Raw genomic sequence first — 19,350 nt, forward strand, 5'->3', positions numbered from 1 at the left:
TGGAAAGAGGAGCGAGCGGGCTCGCTCCTGATGGTATTCAGATCACATAAAACCCATGGGTGCCGTCGCGGGCCAACTGGTCCACCAGGCCGAACTCCCAGTCCAGGTAGGCCTGCATGGCTTCCCTCGGGTTGTCGGTGCCTTCGTACGGGCGGCGGTAGCGGTCGATGCGCGGTGAAGCGAGGCGGGTTTCGCCTTCTTCCAGGGGCAGTTGCGCGGCGATCCAGCTGGCGGTGCCTTCCTGCAGCAGGAACACGGGCTTGCCGGTCAGCGCTTCGACTTCGGCGACTGCAAGGCGCGCCAGTTGGCTGCTGCCGCAGGTCAACACGTAGCGTTCGGCCGCAGGCACTTTGCGCAAGGCCTCTGGCAGTTGCCCGCGTAACGCCCACCACGCACCGGGGATATGGCGCTTGACGTAGTTGGCGCTGGCGGTGAAATCCAGTACCGCAGTGTCGCCATGAGCCTGCCATTCAGCGAGGTTGTGCGGGCTGATGAGTTCGGCCTGTTGCGGTGCCGGGACGGGAGCTACCCAGGCACCCGGTTCGCTGAAGTGCGCAGGTTGCAGGTCATCCAGCACATGCACTTCCCAACCCAGTTGCGCGAGCCAGGACGCAGACATATTGGCCCGCACGCCGTCGTCATCCACCAGTACCAGCCGGGCGCCGCGTACGCTGGCGACATGGTCGGTTTCCTGCACCAGTTGGCCGCCCGGTGTGGAGCGCGAGCCGGGCAGATGGCCGGTGGCGAATTCTTCCGGGGTGCGTACGTCGAACAGGTAAGTGGTGCGTGCCGCTTCCTGCTGCCAGTGTTGCAGGTCGGCGAGGGTGGCGCGGCCTACGTGGGCCCTGTCGGCGACTTGGCGGGCGTCCTTGGCGGCGATCTGGCGGTGTTCTTCCGAGGTGGGCGCAAAGCGTCGAGCCTGACCGTGTTGCAACTTCTGCCCGGCGAGGGTCCAGCCGATGGTGCCGTTGCGCAAGGCAGACACAGGGTTGGCGATGCCCGCATTGATCAGCGACTGGGTGCCGATGATGCTGCGGGTACGCCCGGCGCAATTGACGATGATGCGGGTGGCCGGGTCGGGCGCCAGCTCACGGGCGCGCAGCACCAGTTCGGCGCCGGGCACGCTGATGCCGGTGGGAATGCTCATGGTCTGGTATTCATCAAAGCGCCGGGCGTCGAGCACCACCACGTCGGCGTTGCTGTCGAGCAAGGCTTGCACTTCTTCAGCGGCCAGCGACGGCGTGTGGCGCTGGCTTTCCACCAGTTCGCCAAAGGCTTTACTCGGTACGTTGACGTCGATAAACAGCTCGCCACCGGCGTTGCGCCAACCGTCCAGGCCGCCTTCCAGCAGGCTGACCTGGGTATAGCCGAGGGATTGCAAGCGCTGGGCGGCGATCTGTGCCAGACCTTCACCGTTGTCGTACACCGTCACCTGGGTATCCCGGCGTGGGATGCGTGAATACACCTCCAGTTCCAGCTTCGACAGCGGGATATTCGCGGCGAACAGCGGGTGGGATTCGGCGAAAGGCGCTTCCTCGCGCACATCCACAAGGGCGACTTCTTCACGGTCCAGCAGGGCCTGGCGAATCTGGGCGAAGCTGCGGTTCGATGCAGTCATAGGGCAGGGCTCTCTTTGGACAAATCCCAGATGTTCGGGAGAAAGGCGTTGGAATAACCGGAGATAAACAGTTTCTCGCTGCCGTCCGGCTGGTACACGGCGCGGCGCACGGCACCGATATTGGCGCCGTAGACATGAATGCTGATGGACACCTGGTCGCTGAAGGCATTGCTGACTTGATGGATATCACCGATCTTCGGCGACACGGCTTCCACCTGGCCGGGTTCGAGCTGGATGCGCTTGCCGTCGGCGACCAGTACGCCCTCGGCGTTGCGCTCAAAGCCCTGGGAATACTCGGAGCCGCGCAGCATGCCGATCAGCCCCCACACGCGATGGTCATGGATTGGCGTGGTTTGCCCCGGCCCCCACACAAAGCTGACGATGCTGAAGCGCTGGCGCGAATCAGCGTGCAGCAAGAACTGTTGATAGCGCTCGGGGTTGGGTTGGGCAAATTCGTCCGGCAGCCAGTCATCGTGGCTCACCAGTTGCGCCAGCAGCTTGCCGCCGCGATGCAGCAGGTCGCCTTCGCGAGGGTTGCCGTCGATCAATTCCGCCAGGGCGCCAATGAATGCTCTGAGTCTCTCCGGGTGTCGGGCCTGGGTCATGACAATTCCATCGTGGGTGGTTCGTGGTGATGGGTTTATCTAAGCATAATGTTTATAGTTAATATGCTATTTTTTAATGATTAGGTTATAGCGGAAAGTAATTTAGAACCGGTTTGAATAGCGTTAGACGTTATCGATCGAGCGGCAGGCTATCCAGCCACCGTTTATGGAACTATGCTTTTCACACATCTTAATGACTGTTCTCTATGTGCGGCCCAAATGAAAATTGACGATATCGATGCCTTTGTCGAAGTGATTCGTTGCCAGTCCATCAGCCATGCCGCCGAGTCGTTGCAACTGACCCAGCCGGCCATCACCCGTCGCGTGCAGAACTTCGAGCAGGCGCTGGGGGTGGAGTTGTTCGACCGCAACACCAAGCCGCTCAAGCCTACTTTGATCGGTACGCGGGTATATGAACAGTGCCGTTCGATCCTCCGGGAAATGGACGCCCTGCGCGAACTGGTGGCCACCGACGCACCGCCCACCGGCCTGCTGCGCCTGGGCGTGCCGCAAACCATCGGCGACGTGGTGCTGCTGGATGCCCTCAAGCACCTGCGCAGTGAATTCCCCGACCTGCGCGCCCAGGTAGCTACCGGCTGGGGCAGCCAACTGGTGGGCAAGATCGAGCGCGGCGAACTGGACGCGGCAGCGGCGCTGTTTCCGGCGGGCAAGATCTTCCCGGATAACATCGTCGGCGAGTCCATCGGCAAGATGGAACTGGTGGTGGTCTGCGCCAAGGCCCAACTGCCCAAGAAGCCCTGCAAGCTGGCGGACGTGTACCAGAACGGCTGGATCCTCAACCCGGATGGCTGTGGCTTCCGCGCCGGGCTGCAACGCACCTTGTCGGACCAGGGCCTGGCGCTACGGGTCAACCTGGAGACCTTTGGCACCGAGCTGCAACTGGGCCTGGTGGCTGACGGCCTGGGCCTTGGCCTGGTGCCACGCCCGCTGCTGGAACGCAGTGCCCATCGCGATCAACTGGCGGCCATGCCGCTGAAGGACTTCAAGCCGGTGATGGATCTGTGGCTGATCTACCCGCACTTTCTTGGCAACCTGCAAGGGCCGGTGGACGCGTTTGGCAAGCTGGTGGCGGCGTCGCTGCACAAGGTCCGCAATGCGGCGTGATATGAAAAAAAATAATAATTAGCTTAGATTAAAATGTGCTTTTTATTATTTTTGGTCATCCCCTAGGCTTGCCTGGAAGTCCTTAAGGCCATCCAGGAAGTTTTGCCATGAGCAGCGTCACCTCGATCTCCAGTGTCTCGAACAACGTCCGCCAGCGGGTCACCCCGGAAGAGTGGGAGGTGCGCGTCAAGCTGGCGGCGGCCTATCGGTTGGCCGCCTTGTACAAGTGGACCGACCACATCTACACCCACTTCTCCGCCCGTGTGCCGGGGCCTGAGGAGCATTTTCTGATCAATGCCTATGGGCTGTTGTTCGATGAGATCAGCGCTTCGAATCTGGTCAAGGTCGATATTGACGGTACGATCGTCGATGACCCTACCGGTCTGGGTATCAACTATGCGGGCTATGTAATTCACAGTGCTATCCATGGGGCTCGCCACGATTTGCAGGCGGTGCTGCATACGCATACACGCGATGGCATTGCTGTGTCGGCGCAGAAGGATGGGTTGTTGCCGATTTCCCAGCATTCCATCGGGTTTTCCGGGCGCGTGGCGTACCACGGGTATGAAGGTGTGGCCCTTGACCTGGATGAGCGTGAGCGGTTGGTGGCGGACCTGGGGGACAAGAGTGTGATGATCCTGCGTAATCATGGGTTGCTGACGGCGGGGGTGAGTGTGGAGCATGCGTTCCAGCAGCTGCAGGGGCTGGAGCGGGCGTGCAATATTCAGATCGCGGCGCAGGCGGGGGGGAATGCTGAGTTGATCTTTCCTCCGGCGGAGGTGGTGGCCAAGGTTGAGAAGCAGGCGGAGGTGTTCAAGAGCGGGGATGGGCCGGGGGTGGCGCGGCATTGGAATGCGTTGATTCGGCAGTTGGAGCGTACGGATACTGATTACAAACTTTGAAGTTGGTCTGCAATCAGGGCAGGGGAGTACATATCCATTCCTTCGGTTACGGCTTCTATTGGTTCCGCTCTTACAGCGGCTCACTTTTGAAAAGCGCAAAAGTAAGCAAAACGCTCTTGCCCCACCACTCGGCACCTCGCTTAGGCTCGGTGTGCCCTCACTCCGGCTTTGGACCGTGGGCCGCCGCGATGGGCCATCCATGGCCCAGCGCGGCTAACCCGGCGTCCTGCCGGGTTACCCACGCTCTAAAGCCTGCGTTCGGCCAGCGTGGTTTAACGGGGCGCCTAAGATCAAGATCAAGATCAACAGCAAGAGCACAGCGGCCTCCCGGCCGGCTTGAGTGTGGTGAAGCAACAGCAAAATCAAAAGCTAAAGCGGGCACGGTCAAATGTGGGAGCTGGCTTGCCTGCGATGGCATCACCTCGGTGTATCTGATGTACCGAGTTGCCTGCATCGCAGGCAAGCCAGCTCCCACAGAAAAGCAGAGCTGCATCAGCTTCAGATTTGGCTTTCGCTCTGGATCTTGCCTCTGCTTTTAACACTCAAGCCGGCCGGTAGGCCGCTGTGCTCTTGATCTGCTTTTGATTTTGATCTGACTGCCCCAATAAGCCCGAGGCCGAACGTAGGCAGTGCGGAGCGGGTAAACCGGCAGGACGCCGGTTTAGCCGCGCCGGGCCATGGATGGCCCGTCGCGGCGGCCCGCGGAGCAATGCCGGAGTGAGGGAACGCCGAGCCACAGCGAGGCGCCGACAGGCGGGGCAGAGCCCTTTGCTTACTTTGGGGCTTTTCCAAAGTGAGCCGCTGTAAGAGCGGAACCATAGGTGGCCGTTACCGAAGAAACGGATATGTCCCCGGTCCACCTCAAACCTACTGTCAGGCCACTTTTCCAGCCACCTGGCGCTCCCGTTCAGCCACCAACTGCCGAGTCAGCGGTATCAGCCGCTTCCCGTAATCGATCGCATCATTCAGCGGATCAAACCCACGAATCAAAAAGGTCGTAATACCCAGGTCGTAATAGTCGAGCAACGCCTCGGCCACCTGATCAGCCGTACCCACCAGCGACGTAGAGTTACCCTGAGCCCCCAGCAGCCCGGCAATCCCGGTCCACAACCGCTTATCCAACCGCGAACCCTGAGCCGCCGCCGCCAACAACCGACGCGAGCCCTCATTCGGCGGTTCACGCCTCACAAACCCACTCTTCTCAGCCAACGCCGTCGCCTGCTCCAGGATGCGATCCGCACGCTCCCACGCCAGTGCTTCAGTCTCCGCCAGAATCGGCCGCAACGACAAACTGAAGCGAACCGTACGCCCATGCTTCGCCGCTTCCGCCCGCACCTGGGTGACCACTTCCTTCACCTGCTCGTAGGTCTCACCCCACAGCGCATACACATCCGCATGTCTGCCCGCCACCGCAATGGCCGCCGCCGAAGACCCGCCAAAATACAACGGTATGTGCGGCTGCTGCGGCGACTTCACCGTCGAAAACGCACCCTCGTACCGGTAGTAAGTGCCGTGATGGTCGAAGGGCTTTTCGCTGGTCCATTCCTGCCGCACTACGCTCAAATATTCGTCGGTGCGCGCATAACGTTCGTCCTTGTCGATATGGCTGCCATCGGCCCGCAGTTCACGGTCGTCACCGCCGGTGATGATGTGCACGGCGGTGCGCCCGCCGTTGAACACATCCAGCGTCGCGAACTGGCGGGCGGCGAGGGTGGGTTGGACAAAGCCGGGCCGGTGGGCAATCAGGAACTGCAGCTTTTTCGTCACGCTGGCCGCGTGGGCGGCGATCAATGTGCTGTCCGGGCTGTTGGAGTGGAACGCTACGAGGGCGCGGTCGAAGCCGGCTTCCTCATGGGCGCGGGCCACGGTTTCCACGTAGTCGGGCTGCAAGGTCGGGCCGCTGCGAGGGTGGATCTCGGAGGCGTGGTGGCCGCCGATATAGCCGATAAATTCGATGCTCATGGTCAGTCCTTGTTGAGGGCAGGAATAAAGCTGCTATCGAAAATAGGTGCCGCACCCGGGCCTGTAAAATGCCGATTGGTTCTATCCTAATTATAAAAATACAGAATCATAATTTTATATGGTTATCAGTAATGTGCATTTTAATCGCATTAGGTTATTCCCAAATAGAATTTCACTGAGGTTTTTTATGCGAATAGCATGAAGCCGCAGCGGCGCTCCTGGCCGTGTTCTTGATGAGGAAGGAAGCCCGATGACTGAAAAGTCCCTTAACGCCAGTTCGTTTTCCGTCGACAAGGCCGAGGGTCAAGCCGGGGTCGCATCCCGCTTGATTCCACGCTGGTTGCGCAACTGGCGCACTCCCGATGTGTTGCTGCGGCTGGTGAGCCCGATTGTGTTGTTGCTGCTGTGGGAACTGGCCTCTGAGCTGGGCTTTATTCCGGCCCGGATCATCGCCGCGCCGTCGCAGATTGGCGGCACCTTGTGGGCGATGATTGTTTCCGGTGAGTTGGGCAAGCACCTGCTGGTGTCGCTGCAACGGGCGCTGCTGGGCTTGAGCATCGGCGTCAGTATCGGCGTGGTGGCTGCGCTGATCACCGGCCTGTCCAAGCGTGGTGAGGTGATCCTCGACTCACCGATGCAAATGCTGCGCACCATTCCTTCCCTGGCGCTGGTGCCGTTGTTCATCCTCTGGTTCGGCATCGGCGAGTTCACCAAGATCGCGCTGATCGTCACCGGCACCACGTTTCCGGTGTACCTCAACCTGTTCGCCGGCATCCGCAACATCGACCCCAAATTGATCGAGGCTGCCAACACCCTCGGCCTTAACCGCCGCGAGCTGATCTGGCATGTGATCCTGCCGGGCTCGCTGCCTTCGTTTTTTGTCGGCCTGCGCTATTCCCTGGGCATCTCCTGGCTGGCCCTGGTGTTCGTCGAGCAAATCAACACCACCGCCGGTATCGGCTACCTGGCCAGTGATGCGCGGGACTTCATGCGCACCGACGTGATCGTGATCTGCCTGTTGATCTACAGCGTGTTGGGTCTGCTGATCGATGGCCTGATCCGCACCCTGGAACGTTTTGCCCTGGCCTGGCGCCCATCGTTTGTGAGGAACTGACATGTCGATTCTCGAAGCTTCAGTAGCACCGGTGCAGTTGCGCAATGTGGTGCGCCAGTTCGGCCAGCAGCGGGTCATCGACGGCCTGGACCTGGATATCGCCCCTGGGGAGTTTGTCGCGTTGCTGGGGGCCAGCGGTTCCGGCAAGACCACCTTGCTGCGCAGCCTCGCGGGCCTGGACAGTATCGACAGCGGCCAGTTGCGGGTGCCCAAGGCCCGCGCCGCAGTCTTCCAGGAGCCGCGCCTGATGCCGTGGAAACGTGCCTGGAAAAACGTGATCCTCGGCCTGCGCGTTCCCGACGCCAAGGCCCGCGCTGTGCAGGCGTTGACGGAAGTCGGGTTGGCTCATCGGCTGGAAGCTTACCCGGCGACTCTGTCCGGCGGCGAGGCCCAGCGCGTGGCATTGGCCCGCGGCCTGGTGCGCGAGCCCAAGCTGCTGTTGCTCGACGAACCCTTTGCCGCGCTGGATGCGCTGACCCGCATCAAGATGCATCGCCTGATCATCGAACTCTGGCGCAAACACACGCCAGCCGTGTTGCTGGTGACCCACGACGTCGACGAAGCGATCCTGCTGGCCGACCGCGTGATCGTGTTGGCAAATGGCAAGATTGCCGAACAGCTGACCATCGATCTGCCCCGTGCACGGGATACCGGCCAGGACGGTTTCCAGGCGATTCGCGCCCGCTTACTCAGCCTGCTGGGGGTGGAAGTGGACGCCCCGGCCACGCAGGCTGCAAATGCCAATGTACGGCGGTTCGCCCATGGTTGAGCTGAGGACGGTAGGGCTGTTGGTGGTGGCGATTTTGCTGGGCGGCTGCGACAAAGCCGCTGAAGCCCCGAAGTCCGCCTCGGACCTGTCCGGCGTGACCTTGATCCTGGGTGACCAGGCCAAAGGCTTGCGCACCGTGGTGGAAGCCGCCCACACCCTGGACGGCATCGACTACAAGGTCCAGTGGGCCAACTTCCAGGGTGCCGCGCCTCTGTTCGAAGCCTTGCGCGCCGGCGCTGTAGACCTGGGCCCGGCCGGGGATACGCCGGTGCTGGCGGCCGCTACCGGAGGCACACCGTTGCGTATCGTCGCCGTACGCCGCAGCCAGGCGCGGAGCATCGCGATCCTGGTGCCGCCCGATTCACCGATCCACAGTGTGGCCGACCTGAAAGGACGCAATGTGGTGGTGTCGTCCGCCCGTGGCAGCATTTCCCAATACCTGCTGATCCGCGCCCTGGCGAATGCCGGCGTGGATGAACAGGACGTCAACGTCGGCTTCGTCCTGCCCACCGATGCGCTGCCTGCGTTCAACGCCGGCAAGATCGAAGCCTGGGCCACCTTTGGGGTGTACCAGGCGTTCGCCGAACAGCAGGGCGCACGGGTGCTGATCAGCGGAGAGGGCATCAATACCGGCCTGACCTTTATTACCGCCTCCGATGAGGTGCTCACCGACCCACTCAAGCGCCAGGCGCTGCGTGATGTTTTGCAGCGGTTCGCCAAGGCTTTTGAGTGGGCGCAACAGAACCCCGAGGAATACGCGCGGGTGTTTGCCAAGGTCAACGATATCCCGCTGCCGGTTTCACAATTGCTGCGCGCATGGGGCGATGAGTCGCTGCTGCCGGTAGAGGAGCGGGATGTGCAGGCGTTGCAGCAGGTGGATGATCTGTTTGTGCAGAAGAAGATTTTTCCCCATCGGGTAGAGGTGCTGAAATTGATGGACCCCGAGGTGTTTTCGCCGCAAGCGTTGGCCGCTTCGCCCTGAAGTCGTTGTGTTTTGCCCGGGTCTGAGGTCTCATTGGGTCCGGGAAAACTGGCGTGTAAGGAACAGCACTTGATACGGGAAGAACTGGCGCAATACGGCGGTATCACCGTCATGATTCCGGCCGCAGTGGTGATCGCCGTCTGGCTCTGGTACTCCCGGCCCCAGGCGGTCAAGTGGTGGCTGATGACAATCGCCTGCACCTATTCCATCGTGGCGTTCAGCAAGTTGTTGTTCAAGGGCTGGGGCGTGTCGCTCCAACACCTCGATATCGCCGTGCTCAGCGGTCACGCCATGAATACCTCGTTGATGGTCCCCGTGGCGATAAGCCTGGTAGCCCGCCGCATCAACCCCGATTGGCGCTGGCCAGCGGCTATCTGCGGGCTGTTGATCACCGCCTGGTTCAGCGCTTTTTGTGTCGCACCCTACATTCACCCGCTCAACGAAGCGCTGGCCGGTGGCTTCCTGGGTGGGATGGCGGCGATCGCTTTTCTATGGCGACTTGAGGTGGTTGACGTGCGGGTTTCCCCATCCCTGATCGGTGGGGGAATGGTGATTCTGTTGCTGAGTGCGATGGCACCCAAGTACAACGCCGAGAAACTGCTCAACCATGTCGCCGTGGCGGTTTCAGGGGCTGATGAGGCCCATCAGGAGCCTTCCTGGCGCGCCTCTTCCATGCCGATGAACGCCGAGTAAGTAGCCAGGTCCAGCGCCAGGTTACTCTCCACCAGCAGCTCCAGCAGTACCGTTTGGCAATTGAAGCGCCGGGCATCGCCACGGCGCTGAGCGCGCTTCATTTGCTTGAACAACGTATCGGTGATGTCCTGCGGTGAGTTGTCTCGCAAGCGATCCAGCCAGTGGGACAGCACCTGGGTGTTGCGTGCGTATTGCTCCGCCGGCAGCTGTTCGTTGGGCGCCAGGCCCACGAACCCTTCAAACGCGTTCGTCAGCCTTTTCAAGGCGTACGCACGTTTCAGGTCCTCATAAATGCTCATGGCCGCTCCTCGGTGCAGGAGATATTGGCCAGTAACTCGGCGGTCTTCATTTGCATCAGGTGGCTGTCGCCGCGGCTTTCCACGCACAGGCAAATGGACAGGGGATTGCTCACCTGCAACTTGAAGCGCCAGTCGGCAAAGACCATTGAAAGCCCGCTACAGGATTCGTCGCTGTCCAGTGAATTACTGGCATATAACACGTGCATGCGTTCTACAACGGTGGTTGAACTATTAACCTTGACGTGGATGTTTCCCGAAGAAGGAAACAGTCCGATACGCTCTACCAATAGCTTTGAACTTTTCATGGCCGTCCCTCGCTGTTTATTCAGGTATTACTTTATTCTGAAGAGGCGAAAAAGTAAGGGGATGTTATTTTTAGTCTGCTAGTAAGTTAGATGTTATTTTTCGTCTGATTAAGTAGGTTGTCAGCAAGTCAACTGGACTCGGCTGATTTCCGCTAAAGGCACGTTGATGCGCTGTTCCCGTTGCAGGAAGTTCATCAGCAATACCACCCGTTCTTCTCCGTCCATGGCCAGGAAGACGGCCTCAAGTTCGGCAAACGGCCCTTCGTTGATGCGCACGCTTTCGCCCGGCTGCAACAGGGTTGCCACAACGCCCTGATGGTCTCGCTCCTGCAACTCGCCCACCAGTGCGTCGCTGATGGGCAGCGGATGTGCGCCGAATGCCACGACCCGCGACACCCCGCGGGTCGAGCGCAGGGAGCTCCAGCTGTCCTGCAGGCTCATTTGAATAAACAGATAACCGGGAAACAGCGATTCGCGAGTGGTCCTGCGCTGGCCCTTCAACAGCCGTTCGCGTTTATAGGTAGAGCGAAAACAGGTATAGCCCTGACGCTGAAGATGCTCCTCGGCGCGCTCGTCCTGCCGGGATTTGCACTGGACCAGGTACCAGGCTTTGTTGGCATTTGCGCTCATGGAACTTCCTCTGTCTATATATAACGAAACTCGGCGGTCATGTAATTTAAAGCCGACGCGCGCTGCAAAGTCATGAATGTTATAAAACGTCGGGTTAATGCGAGTGTTGTTATTTTTCGTCTGGAGATAATGTTGGTGAAGTGGGGGTTCCATGGTAATAAATACTGCCGCGAAGTTGCGAAGTTGATGTGATGGCTTCGTGGGGTAATGGATGGCCCGGGGAATAGTGTCTTGTTTAAAAGAGTGTTGATTGTCTGTATTGGCAATATTTGCCGCAGTCCCACCGCGGAAAGCCTGTTGCGTGGCGCACTGAGTCGCTGCGATATCAAGGTCAGTTCTGCGGGCATTGCCGCGTTGGTCGGCAAGCCGATTGAAACCACCGCGCGTGCGGTACTCGAGGCCCATGGTCATCCAGTTATTGAGCACCAGGCCGTCCAGCTGGAGCCACAGGCGATCAGTGAAGCCGACCTGATCCTGGTGATGGAGCGACAGCACATCAATGCCGTACTCAGCATGGCGCCCGAGGCACGGGGCAAGGTCTTGCTGCTGGGTAAATGGCAAAACGAGCGAGAGATCAGCGACCCCTACCGGCAAGGGAAAGCTGCTTTTGTGCACGCTTATGCGTTGATCGAAGAAGCCGTAAACGCATGGGCGCAGCGTCTCGCACGCTGATCGCCATGATTTTTTGAATCGAAATAAAGGCTAAGAATCCGACTTATGCAGCAAGCGCCAGCAGTCACCGTACGGGAAGACGATAACGAGGAGATTGATCTCCTCGGTCTGTTTGGAACACTGATCGACCACAAATGGTTGATCGCCGCGGTTACCGGCGCCTTTATGCTCACAGGCGCCGCGTATGCGGTGTTGGCGACCCCGGTCTATCAGGCGAATGCCCTGTTGCAGGTCGAAGCGAAAAAGAACGACTTGCTGGGCTTTTCGGACATCGGCGGCATGCTTGGCAAGGAGTCGCCTTCGGCCACCGAGATCGAGTTGATCCAGTCGCGGTATGTGATTGGCAAAACCGTCGACAACCTGAAACTCGATATTGTCGTGCAGCCCATGTACTTCCCGGTGTTCGGTGAGTTCCTCGCGCGCCGCTTCCAGAAGACTAACCCCGGTGCAATCGCCGAGCCCTTGCTGGGCCTGGACAGCTTCGCCTGGGGCGGCGAGTCGCTGAAGATTTTCAAGCTGGACCTGCCCGACGGGCAACTGGGCAAGAAGCTGACCCTGACCGTAGGTGAACATGATCATTTCACCCTGGTGGATGAAGATGATCAGGTGTTGGCGGCTGGCCAAGTCGGGCAACTGATCGAGCAAAATGGCGTCGCCTTCCAGATTGAAGAACTGCGCGCCAAACCCGGCACGCGTTTCAGGGTGATCCGCAATGCGCGCCTGACCAGCATCCTCGACTACCAGGAGAACCTGGACGTGGTCGAGCGGGGGAAAGAGTCGGGCATGATCGGCCTGGCGCTGGAAAGCACCGACCCGGACCAGGCAATCAAAATCCTCAATCAGATCGCGGCCATCTACGTGCGGCAAAACGTCGAGCGCACCTCGGCTGAGGCGGCGCAAAGCCTGGCGTTCCTCAAGGAGCAACTGCCGGAGGTCAAGAAGGACCTGGAAAAAGCCGGCAAGGCCTTGAATGAATACCAGACCCGCAGCAAGTCGGTGGACATCACCCTGGAAACCAAGGCGATTCTTGACCAGATCGTGGGGCTCGATACCAGCATCTCCGAGCTGAAGTTGCAGCAGGCCGAGATGGACCGCAAGTTCACCCGCCAGCATCCGGCGTATCGCGCGTTGCTGACCCAGATTGGCGAGTTGACCAGCAAGCAGCAAAGCCTGGCGAGCCGGGTAGAAGGCCTGCCCTCGACCCAGCAGGAGCTGTTGAGCCTGACCCGGGATGTCGAGGTCGGCACGGCCATCTATACCCAACTGCTGAACAAGTCCCAGGAACTGGATGTGATGCGCGCGGGGACCGTGGGCAACGTGCGCCTGATCGACACCGCAGACGTCAATTACTTCAAGCCGATCAAGCCAAAAAAGATCCTGATTGTGCTGATCGCGACGCTGTTGGGCGGCTTCCTGGCGGTGGCGCTGGTGCTGCTGCGCAAGGCGCTGAACCGTGGCCTGGAAAGCCCGGAAGCCATCGAGCAACTCGGGTTGCCGGTGTATGCGTCGATTCCGTACAGCCCGTTGCAAAAAGTTGAAGAAGACAAAATCACCCGCGGTCGTGGACGTACCGATGCAGAGTCGTCATTGCTGGCCATCAGTCACCCCACGGACCTGGCGGTGGAGGCCTTGCGCAGTTTGCGCACCAGCCTGCACTTCGCGATGCTCGAGGCGCCGAATAACCGCATCATGATCTCCGGGCCCAGCCCCGAGGTAGGCAAGACTTTCGTCTCGGTCAACCTGGCGGCGGTGATCGCTCAAACCGGGCAGCGCGTCTTGTTGATTGATGTGGATATGCGCCGTGGCTACCTGCACAAGGTGCTGGGCGTGCCGGCCAAGGATGGGCTTTCCGACATCCTCTCCAACCAATGCACCCTTGAATCCGCCATTCACAAAACCGCCATTGAAAACCTCGACATCATCAGCCGTGGGCAGATACCGCCCAATCCTTCCGAGCTGTTGATGCATCGCAACCTGACCGAACTGTTGTCGCAAGTCAGCGAACGCTATGACCTGGTGATTCTGGATACGCCACCGCTCTTGGCCGTGACCGACGCGGCGATTGTGGGAAGGCAGTCGGGGACCAACCTGATCGTCACGCGCTATGGCTTGAACCCGGCCAAAGAGATCGAACACACCATTCGCCGGTTTGCCCAGAACGGCATCGCGCTCAGGGGCGCGATCTTCAACGGGGTTGAAAAGAAGGCCTCGGCCAAATATGGCTACGGCAACTACGGGTATTACCAGTACGAGTACCAGGCTGATCGGAGCTGAGTCACCACTGTAATTGCAGGATAGCGGTCACGTTCTCAGGAAATGAACGAAAAATCCTGGGGCGGTAGCGTGCCAAATTCAAATCAGCATAAAGAATACCCAGCCATGTTTTACCTGTTATCCCTTATCGCGCTGTCAGCGGGTTTGCTCGCGGCGAAAAATCCAAAATACTCAATGGTAGTGTTTGGGATAATGCTGGCTGTTATTCCCACGGGTAACTCCTACAGCGAAATAATCTCGCTCAAAGGCATCTACTTCTTTGACTTTTACATCGTCGGTGGGCTGGGGGCACTGCTGGTCAGGCAGGTGGTTTCGCAGAGGAATCAACTGACAGCGCCAGGCGGCCTGTTGTTTGGCTGTGGCCTGTATCTGGTATTACTCGCGTGCGGTTTGCTGGAGTCTTCAAACAAGTACCTGTTGAAGGATGTCCGGCCTTTCATAATGATCCTGTCGTTTATCGTGCTCTCGAACATCGCGACCCTTGCCGCGAAAACCCTGAAGCTGCAAACAGTGCTGTTGCTATTGATCGCGATGACGGCATTTAACGTGCTGGATATCGCCTGGTTGCGGTTGGGCCTGTACAAATTTCAAGACGTTTACTATGAAGAAAACGCCTACCGGTATCTGGATGGCGGTACGTACGCCGCCGTGGCCTATCTGATTTATTACTTCATAGACCCACGGCTGTTTGAACAGCGAAAAAAGCTCGCCAGAATTTGCCTGGCCACCTCATTCATCTGTCTGTTTATCGCCAATTCGCGCTTCATCTTTGTGTCGGTGTTTGCGGCGATCATCATTCACCAATACACAAAGCCGGCCCGCATGATCGGGGTCGCCCTGGCCGGGGCCGTTGTACTGATGGCGTTTATCGGCGTCAGCAACATGATCGGCGCTGACCGAATCAATGACGGTTTGTCGTCTGAAGGCATGGCCGCTCAACTGGGCACTCGTTTCAGCCCCGCCCTGGAACTGATCCGGGGCATGAACCCGCTGCACTACTTTGTCGGATTGGGCGCGGGAACGCCGTTCGAAATTCCGTGGTTTGAATACCGTGGCCTCGATGACAAGAACTCGAATATCGACAGTGCCTACTTAACGTACTTCGTTAAGTACGGGCTGATCGGCGTGTACCTGTTGTACGTGTTCATTACCTCGATTACCCAGCACATGAACAGCCGAGTGGCGGTCTCGATCGCTGTGTTTTTGGGCGTGATGTTCGTTGTGTCGGCCACGCCTTATCAGCCGTACGCCATCGGTATCGCTTATGGCGCCATCGTTCTGCGCGTCTGTGCTGAGCACACGGCCAGGCAACGCAAGAAGCTGCTTAAGCCGGACCTGCCGCTGATAACCATGCCCTTACAGGTGAAAGCCGGATGAACAGCACAGTGTTGAAAAAATTCGTCTCCAGTACGGCCTGGAGCTTCATCTCTGCCGTCGCCACCAAAGTCTCGGTGGTGATCACCGGCATCCTGGTGGCCCGGGTATTGGGCGCCCAATCCTTTGGTGAGTACGGGTTGATCCAAAGCGCGATTGTGATGCTGGCCAACGTCGCCGCCCAAGCCACCACCACGGCAACGGCCAAGCATATCGGGCAGTTCAAAGAGAGCAGCCCCGAGAAAACCGGCCGGGGCATCGCCCTGACGCTGACATTTTCGGTGTTTTTCAGCGCGATGATCATCGGGACAGCGCTGTTTTTCCCGCACTTCTTCTCCAGCGTTATCTTGGGCGCAGACAGCCTGAGCGCGGCGTCGCTGATTGTATTGAGCACCATTACCTTCATCATTCTGTCGGGGTGGACCCAAGGCTGCCTGACCGGTTGGGGGCAATACCGTTCGATTGCGACGATCAACGGAATCATCGCGATGGTCGCGATCCCGGCGACGTATTTCCTGACCATCCAGTTCCGGCTCAACGGCGCGCTGCTGGGGTTGGCCGGTTCCCAATTGCTGATCGTGTTTTTCAGCGCACTGGCCTGCTGGAAAATACTCAAGGCCCGGAACACCACGCTGAGCTTCAAAGGCGCAATGACTGAAAAGCATGCCGTGCTGTCGGTGGGCCTGCCGGTATTGCTGACGGGGTTGATGGTCGCCCCAATGAACTGGTTCGCCAACAAGCTGTTGGCAGAAACAACTAACGGTCTTGCCGCGCTAGGCATGTACGCCGCCGCCATGCAATGGAACGCGATCTTTTCACATGTTTCCGTGGTGTTGGGCTCTGTACTGGTGCCGATGCTGGCTGCAGCGCTGGGTGGTAAAAACCGCAAACTGGACGCCCTGAACTTTCTCTCGGGCTGGTTAGTAGTACTGGTGATCATACAGCCGGTGATCATGTTTCCCGAGTTGCTGGCCAAACTCTACGGCAGCAGTTTCCTCGGGCGTGATTTTGAAGTCACGTTGGTGCTGGTAATCCTCGGGTCTTTGCTCAGTGCATTCAAGTCCGGCATCTCAAGAAAGATGATCGTGATGAACCTGGCCTGGTTCAGCGTCATGAGCAACATTCTATGGGGCCTGCTGTTTATCGCCGGCGCGTTATGGCTCAGGGAGGAGGGCGCAATCGGGATTGCCAAAGCGTTCATTGGTTCGCAGTTCATCCACTTCCTGCTGGGCCTGCCTTATTTTGTTTATAAGAAAATACTGCCTTTGGAACTGCTGATATCTCCCAGGATCCTGATCCTGTGGACATTGCCTTTTATCAGTTTCATAGCCAGCGCCTACGTTGAAAGTGTGCTGTATCGATTGATGATTATGGCGACGATATTTATCTACATTCTCGCAACGACGTTTGCCTTGAATACCGTGTTTAATGACCCCGTGGAAAATGGAAGCCCAGCATGAATGTCAGTAAAGTTTATATCCGGGGTGCATACGGTCCGGGTAACTTGGGTGATGACGTATTAATGCTATGCGTGATCAATATTCTGAAAAAGCGCTTTAAAGAATCGGATATTGCGGTGGGTGTCGATCATCCGCAGATCGCCAGGAATTTTAATCCGCGCATCAAGTGGCTGCATATCAAGGAACCGGTCAAGGCTGACCTGGTGGTGTTGGGCGGCGGCGGCCAGTTCTTCTCGTTCATCCCGCCGGCCAAGGAAGTCACCGCTCCTACCGGTCGATTGGCGAAGGCCTATAAGAGCATCAAGGCTCAAACCGACCTGAAGTCCACGCTGTTACGCCTGTATGTCGGGCTGCGTGGCGGTGTCGACAAGATCTATTTCCACCGGCGTCTGGCGGCGTTCTGTATCGGCCTGGGCCCGTTTGATGGCGGCGGCAAGTTGCTGACCCGCGCCGTCAGCGTGATCAATCGCTGTGACTACATTTCCGTGCGGGACGGCACCAGCCAGCAGCATTGCAATACTTTTGGAAAGAAAGACGTGGAGGTGTACACCGACCCCAGCCTGCTTTCCGATCTGTGGATCTCCAGCAAAGACCTGGAAATCGGCAGCCTCAAGAAGGGCAAGTACCTGTCCTTTATCCTGCGCGACTGGCCCCACGATGCAAACGGGCAACAGTTCATCAAGGCGATGGTCCAGGCCGCTGATGAATTGGCCAAACGTGGCGAGCAGGTGCGCCTGGTCTCGCTCTACAAAGAGCGTGACCAGCACCTGATCGACAAGTACCACACCTTCGAGTGGTTGTGCTGGGACGCCGCCGGCGATACCCCTGAAACCTTCATGGCGAAACTCATCGTTGAGTCGGACGTGATCATCAGCGCACGGGCCCACGGCGTACTCCTGCCGGCTTCCCTGGGCTTCCCGACCATCGCCGTTGAGATCGAAAACAAGCTGAAAAAAGTCCATGAAATGCTGCCGCACGGCACGAAGCTGGTCAGCGTCCCGGACCCCGACGTGATCATCACGACCATCAGCGAATTCCGCCAATCGAAAGCGCAAATGGCCGAGCACCTCAAGCAAGAAATCGCCCAGCGATCTTCCCTTGCGCAAAAAGCGGTCGACGATTTTTTGAAATGGGTCGATGGAAAATAAAGTGGAGGGGGCAATCGACGTGAAAAAGACAGCCTCGACGCTACTCACTTTGGCGTTCTCTCTGCAGGTGGCCGCGAGCGGCGCATCAGAGGTCAGCGACCGCTGCGAGCAACGCATCAAAAACATCTATCCGTCACTTCCGGATGTGTCGCAGGTGCTCGACGGTACTCAGGCGCAGAACAGCATCAAGGGCCGCGCCAATTTAACCAACAAAACCTACAGCCAGAAAATCAAGGACATCGCCGTGCATTTTCCTGCCGGCTCGTACGACCCGGGCTCGATGGTTCGGCTCGGATTGCCCTACGGCGGAATCGAATTCAAATCCCCGCTCCCGCAACCGGGCAGGGAATGCCTGGTGCTGACGTACGAGTTGAAGTTCGACCAGAATTTCAATTTTGTAAAAGGCGGCAAGCTCCCAGGCCTCTACGGCGGCACCGGAAATACCGGCGGGAAAATACCCAACGGGCATGACGGCTTTTCCACGCGCTACATCTGGAAAGAGAAGGGCGCCGGTGCGATCTATGCCTATTTGCCCACCAGTAAAACCTGGGGCACGGCAGTCGGCCTGGGTTCCTGGATCTTTACGGTCGGGCAGTGGCACAGGTTGGAGCAACTGGTGAAGTTGAATACACCGGGGCAGGCCGATGGCGTGATTTCCATCTGGTATGACAAAAAGCTGGTGCACTCCGAAACCGGACTGACGTTTAGAGACACCCCGGACATCACCATCGATGGCCTGCTGTTTTCGACGTTCTTCGGTGGGAATAACCCGTCGTTCGCCACGCCGGTCAGCACCAATATCCGCTTCAGGAATTTTGTGATGAGTTCCCAGCGCGTGACTGATGCATCAGGGCAAGGTGACTAAGTGAAGAACCTGAAACTGAATATCAAGAAGGCCGCTGTTGCGCTGTTTAATTCGCTGCTCAGCCTGGCGTTGTTTTTCAACCTGAGGCGTTCACTGCTCAGGCTGACCGGATGCCAGGTGGGCGCGAAAACCACGGTTCACCGCAAGGTGGTTTTTTTTACCTTCGGCAACTTCTCCATCGGGAAAAACTGCACAGTCAATTACGACTGCTACCTGGACAACCGGGCCGGGATTCAGATTGGGGATAACGTCAATATTTCCCACAACGCCAGGATTTATACCCTGGGTCACGATATTGATGACCCGATGAGTTGCCTGGTGGGCAAACCCGTAGTGATCGAAGACAACGCCTGGATCTTTCCCAATGTGATGGTGATGCCAGGCGTCACCATCGGAAAAGGCGCCGTGGTTTATCCAGGCAGTGTGGTCACGCGCAACGTTGAAGCGTACTCGATTGTGGGCGGCAACCCGGCCAAACATCTTCGCTTCAGGAATAAAAATATTCTGTACAGCGCCGACTTTCCGATTTGGTTTGCCGTGTAAGCACCTTACT

General features: G+C 58.4%; 19 protein-coding genes. 13 read left to right on the top strand and 6 right to left on the bottom strand.

What is annotated here, in order from left to right; translation table 11 throughout:
* Positions 1-37: 37 nt before the first annotated feature.
* Together ACUN0G_RS26845 and ACUN0G_RS26850 are read right to left on the bottom strand one after the other, a co-directional pair.
* The gene (locus tag ACUN0G_RS26845) at positions 38-1,618 is read right to left on the bottom strand and encodes a rhodanese-related sulfurtransferase (RefSeq protein ID WP_445574781.1); all 1,581 of its coding nucleotides are present in this window, start codon (positions 1,616-1,618) and stop codon (positions 38-40) included.
* Positions 1,615-2,223, bottom strand: coding sequence for a cysteine dioxygenase family protein (locus tag ACUN0G_RS26850; protein ID WP_445574782.1), 609 nt, complete (start codon positions 2,221-2,223; stop codon positions 1,615-1,617). The genes ACUN0G_RS26845 and ACUN0G_RS26850 overlap by 4 nt, the downstream gene beginning before the upstream one ends.
* Before the next feature lie 219 nt (positions 2,224-2,442).
* Between ACUN0G_RS26850 and ACUN0G_RS26855 the strand changes: the two genes are divergently transcribed.
* Both ACUN0G_RS26855 and ACUN0G_RS26860 read left to right on the top strand, forming a co-directional pair.
* The gene (locus tag ACUN0G_RS26855; protein WP_063031006.1) at positions 2,443-3,348 is read left to right on the top strand and encodes a LysR family transcriptional regulator; all 906 of its coding nucleotides are present in this window, start codon (positions 2,443-2,445) and stop codon (positions 3,346-3,348) included.
* 107 nt (positions 3,349-3,455) lie between these two features.
* Entirely contained in the window at positions 3,456-4,250 is a 795-nt protein-coding gene (locus ACUN0G_RS26860) for a class II aldolase/adducin family protein (protein ID WP_063031004.1), read from the top strand.
* An 873-nt stretch (positions 4,251-5,123) separates the two neighbouring features.
* On the opposite strand, the gene ACUN0G_RS26865 is transcribed toward ACUN0G_RS26860, so the two are convergent.
* Positions 5,124-6,212: an LLM class flavin-dependent oxidoreductase gene (locus tag ACUN0G_RS26865; protein ID WP_445574783.1), complete on the bottom strand. Its 1,089-nt coding sequence runs from the start codon at positions 6,210-6,212 to the stop codon at positions 5,124-5,126.
* Positions 6,213-6,462: 250 nt separating this feature from the next.
* Between ACUN0G_RS26865 and ACUN0G_RS26870 the strand changes: the two genes are divergently transcribed.
* The 4 genes from ACUN0G_RS26870 to ACUN0G_RS26885 all read left to right on the top strand — a co-directional run bounded on the left by ACUN0G_RS26870 (position 6,463) and on the right by ACUN0G_RS26885 (position 9,770).
* Positions 6,463-7,326 carry an ABC transporter permease gene (locus ACUN0G_RS26870; protein WP_177026643.1) on the top strand — a complete coding sequence of 288 codons (864 nt, stop codon included), beginning with the start codon at positions 6,463-6,465 and terminating at the stop codon, positions 7,324-7,326.
* Between the two features lies 1 nt (position 7,327).
* Complete coding sequence (locus ACUN0G_RS26875; protein WP_063030998.1) at positions 7,328-8,095, top strand: ABC transporter ATP-binding protein; 768 nt, start codon at positions 7,328-7,330, stop codon at positions 8,093-8,095.
* Complete coding sequence (locus tag ACUN0G_RS26880; protein WP_445574784.1) at positions 8,088-9,077, top strand: ABC transporter substrate-binding protein; 990 nt, start codon at positions 8,088-8,090, stop codon at positions 9,075-9,077. The genes ACUN0G_RS26875 and ACUN0G_RS26880 overlap by 8 nt, the downstream gene beginning before the upstream one ends.
* A 69-nt stretch (positions 9,078-9,146) precedes the next feature.
* Positions 9,147-9,770 carry a hypothetical protein gene (locus tag ACUN0G_RS26885; protein ID WP_445574785.1) on the top strand — a complete coding sequence of 208 codons (624 nt, stop codon included), beginning with the start codon at positions 9,147-9,149 and terminating at the stop codon, positions 9,768-9,770.
* Here the strand turns inward: ACUN0G_RS26885 and ACUN0G_RS26890 are convergent.
* The 3 genes from ACUN0G_RS26890 to rfaH form a co-directional block, all read right to left on the bottom strand.
* Positions 9,722-10,069, bottom strand: coding sequence for a hypothetical protein (locus tag ACUN0G_RS26890; protein ID WP_063030996.1), 348 nt, complete (start codon positions 10,067-10,069; stop codon positions 9,722-9,724). The genes ACUN0G_RS26885 and ACUN0G_RS26890 overlap by 49 nt on opposite strands.
* Entirely contained in the window at positions 10,066-10,374 is a 309-nt protein-coding gene (locus ACUN0G_RS26895; RefSeq protein WP_445574786.1) for a phosphomannomutase, read from the bottom strand. The genes ACUN0G_RS26890 and ACUN0G_RS26895 overlap by 4 nt, the downstream gene beginning before the upstream one ends.
* Before the next feature lie 120 nt (positions 10,375-10,494).
* Positions 10,495-11,004 (bottom strand): transcription/translation regulatory transformer protein RfaH, encoded by a 510-nt coding sequence (gene rfaH / locus ACUN0G_RS26900; RefSeq protein ID WP_445574787.1) that lies wholly within the window; start codon positions 11,002-11,004, stop codon positions 10,495-10,497.
* Between the two features lie 231 nt (positions 11,005-11,235).
* On the opposite strand from rfaH, the gene ACUN0G_RS26905 reads away from it, so the two are divergent.
* The 7 genes from ACUN0G_RS26905 (at position 11,236) to ACUN0G_RS26935 (ending at position 19,340) form a co-directional block, all read left to right on the top strand.
* Entirely contained in the window at positions 11,236-11,676 is a 441-nt protein-coding gene (locus ACUN0G_RS26905; RefSeq protein WP_275713343.1) for a low molecular weight protein-tyrosine-phosphatase, read from the top strand.
* Positions 11,677-11,721: 45 nt separating this feature from the next.
* Positions 11,722-13,950 (top strand): polysaccharide biosynthesis tyrosine autokinase, encoded by a 2,229-nt coding sequence (locus tag ACUN0G_RS26910; protein ID WP_445574788.1) that lies wholly within the window; start codon positions 11,722-11,724, stop codon positions 13,948-13,950.
* A gap of 105 nt (positions 13,951-14,055) precedes the next feature.
* Entirely contained in the window at positions 14,056-15,327 is a 1,272-nt protein-coding gene (locus ACUN0G_RS26915; RefSeq protein ID WP_445575604.1) for a DUF6369 family protein, read from the top strand.
* Positions 15,324-16,784, top strand: a complete 1,461-nt coding sequence (locus ACUN0G_RS26920) for an oligosaccharide flippase family protein (protein WP_445574789.1) — start codon at positions 15,324-15,326, stop codon at positions 16,782-16,784. Before ACUN0G_RS26915 ends, ACUN0G_RS26920 begins: the two co-directional genes overlap by 4 nt.
* Positions 16,781-17,932, top strand: coding sequence for a polysaccharide pyruvyl transferase family protein (locus tag ACUN0G_RS26925; RefSeq protein WP_445574790.1), 1,152 nt, complete (start codon positions 16,781-16,783; stop codon positions 17,930-17,932). Before ACUN0G_RS26920 ends, ACUN0G_RS26925 begins: the two co-directional genes overlap by 4 nt.
* Entirely contained in the window at positions 17,922-18,797 is an 876-nt protein-coding gene (locus ACUN0G_RS26930) for a polysaccharide lyase (protein ID WP_445574791.1), read from the top strand. Before ACUN0G_RS26925 ends, ACUN0G_RS26930 begins: the two co-directional genes overlap by 11 nt.
* Positions 18,798-19,340: an acyltransferase gene (locus ACUN0G_RS26935; protein WP_219272014.1), complete on the top strand. Its 543-nt coding sequence runs from the start codon at positions 18,798-18,800 to the stop codon at positions 19,338-19,340.
* Positions 19,341-19,350: the final 10 nt, after the last annotated feature.

This window comes from Pseudomonas sp. 32A (assembly GCF_052682255.1).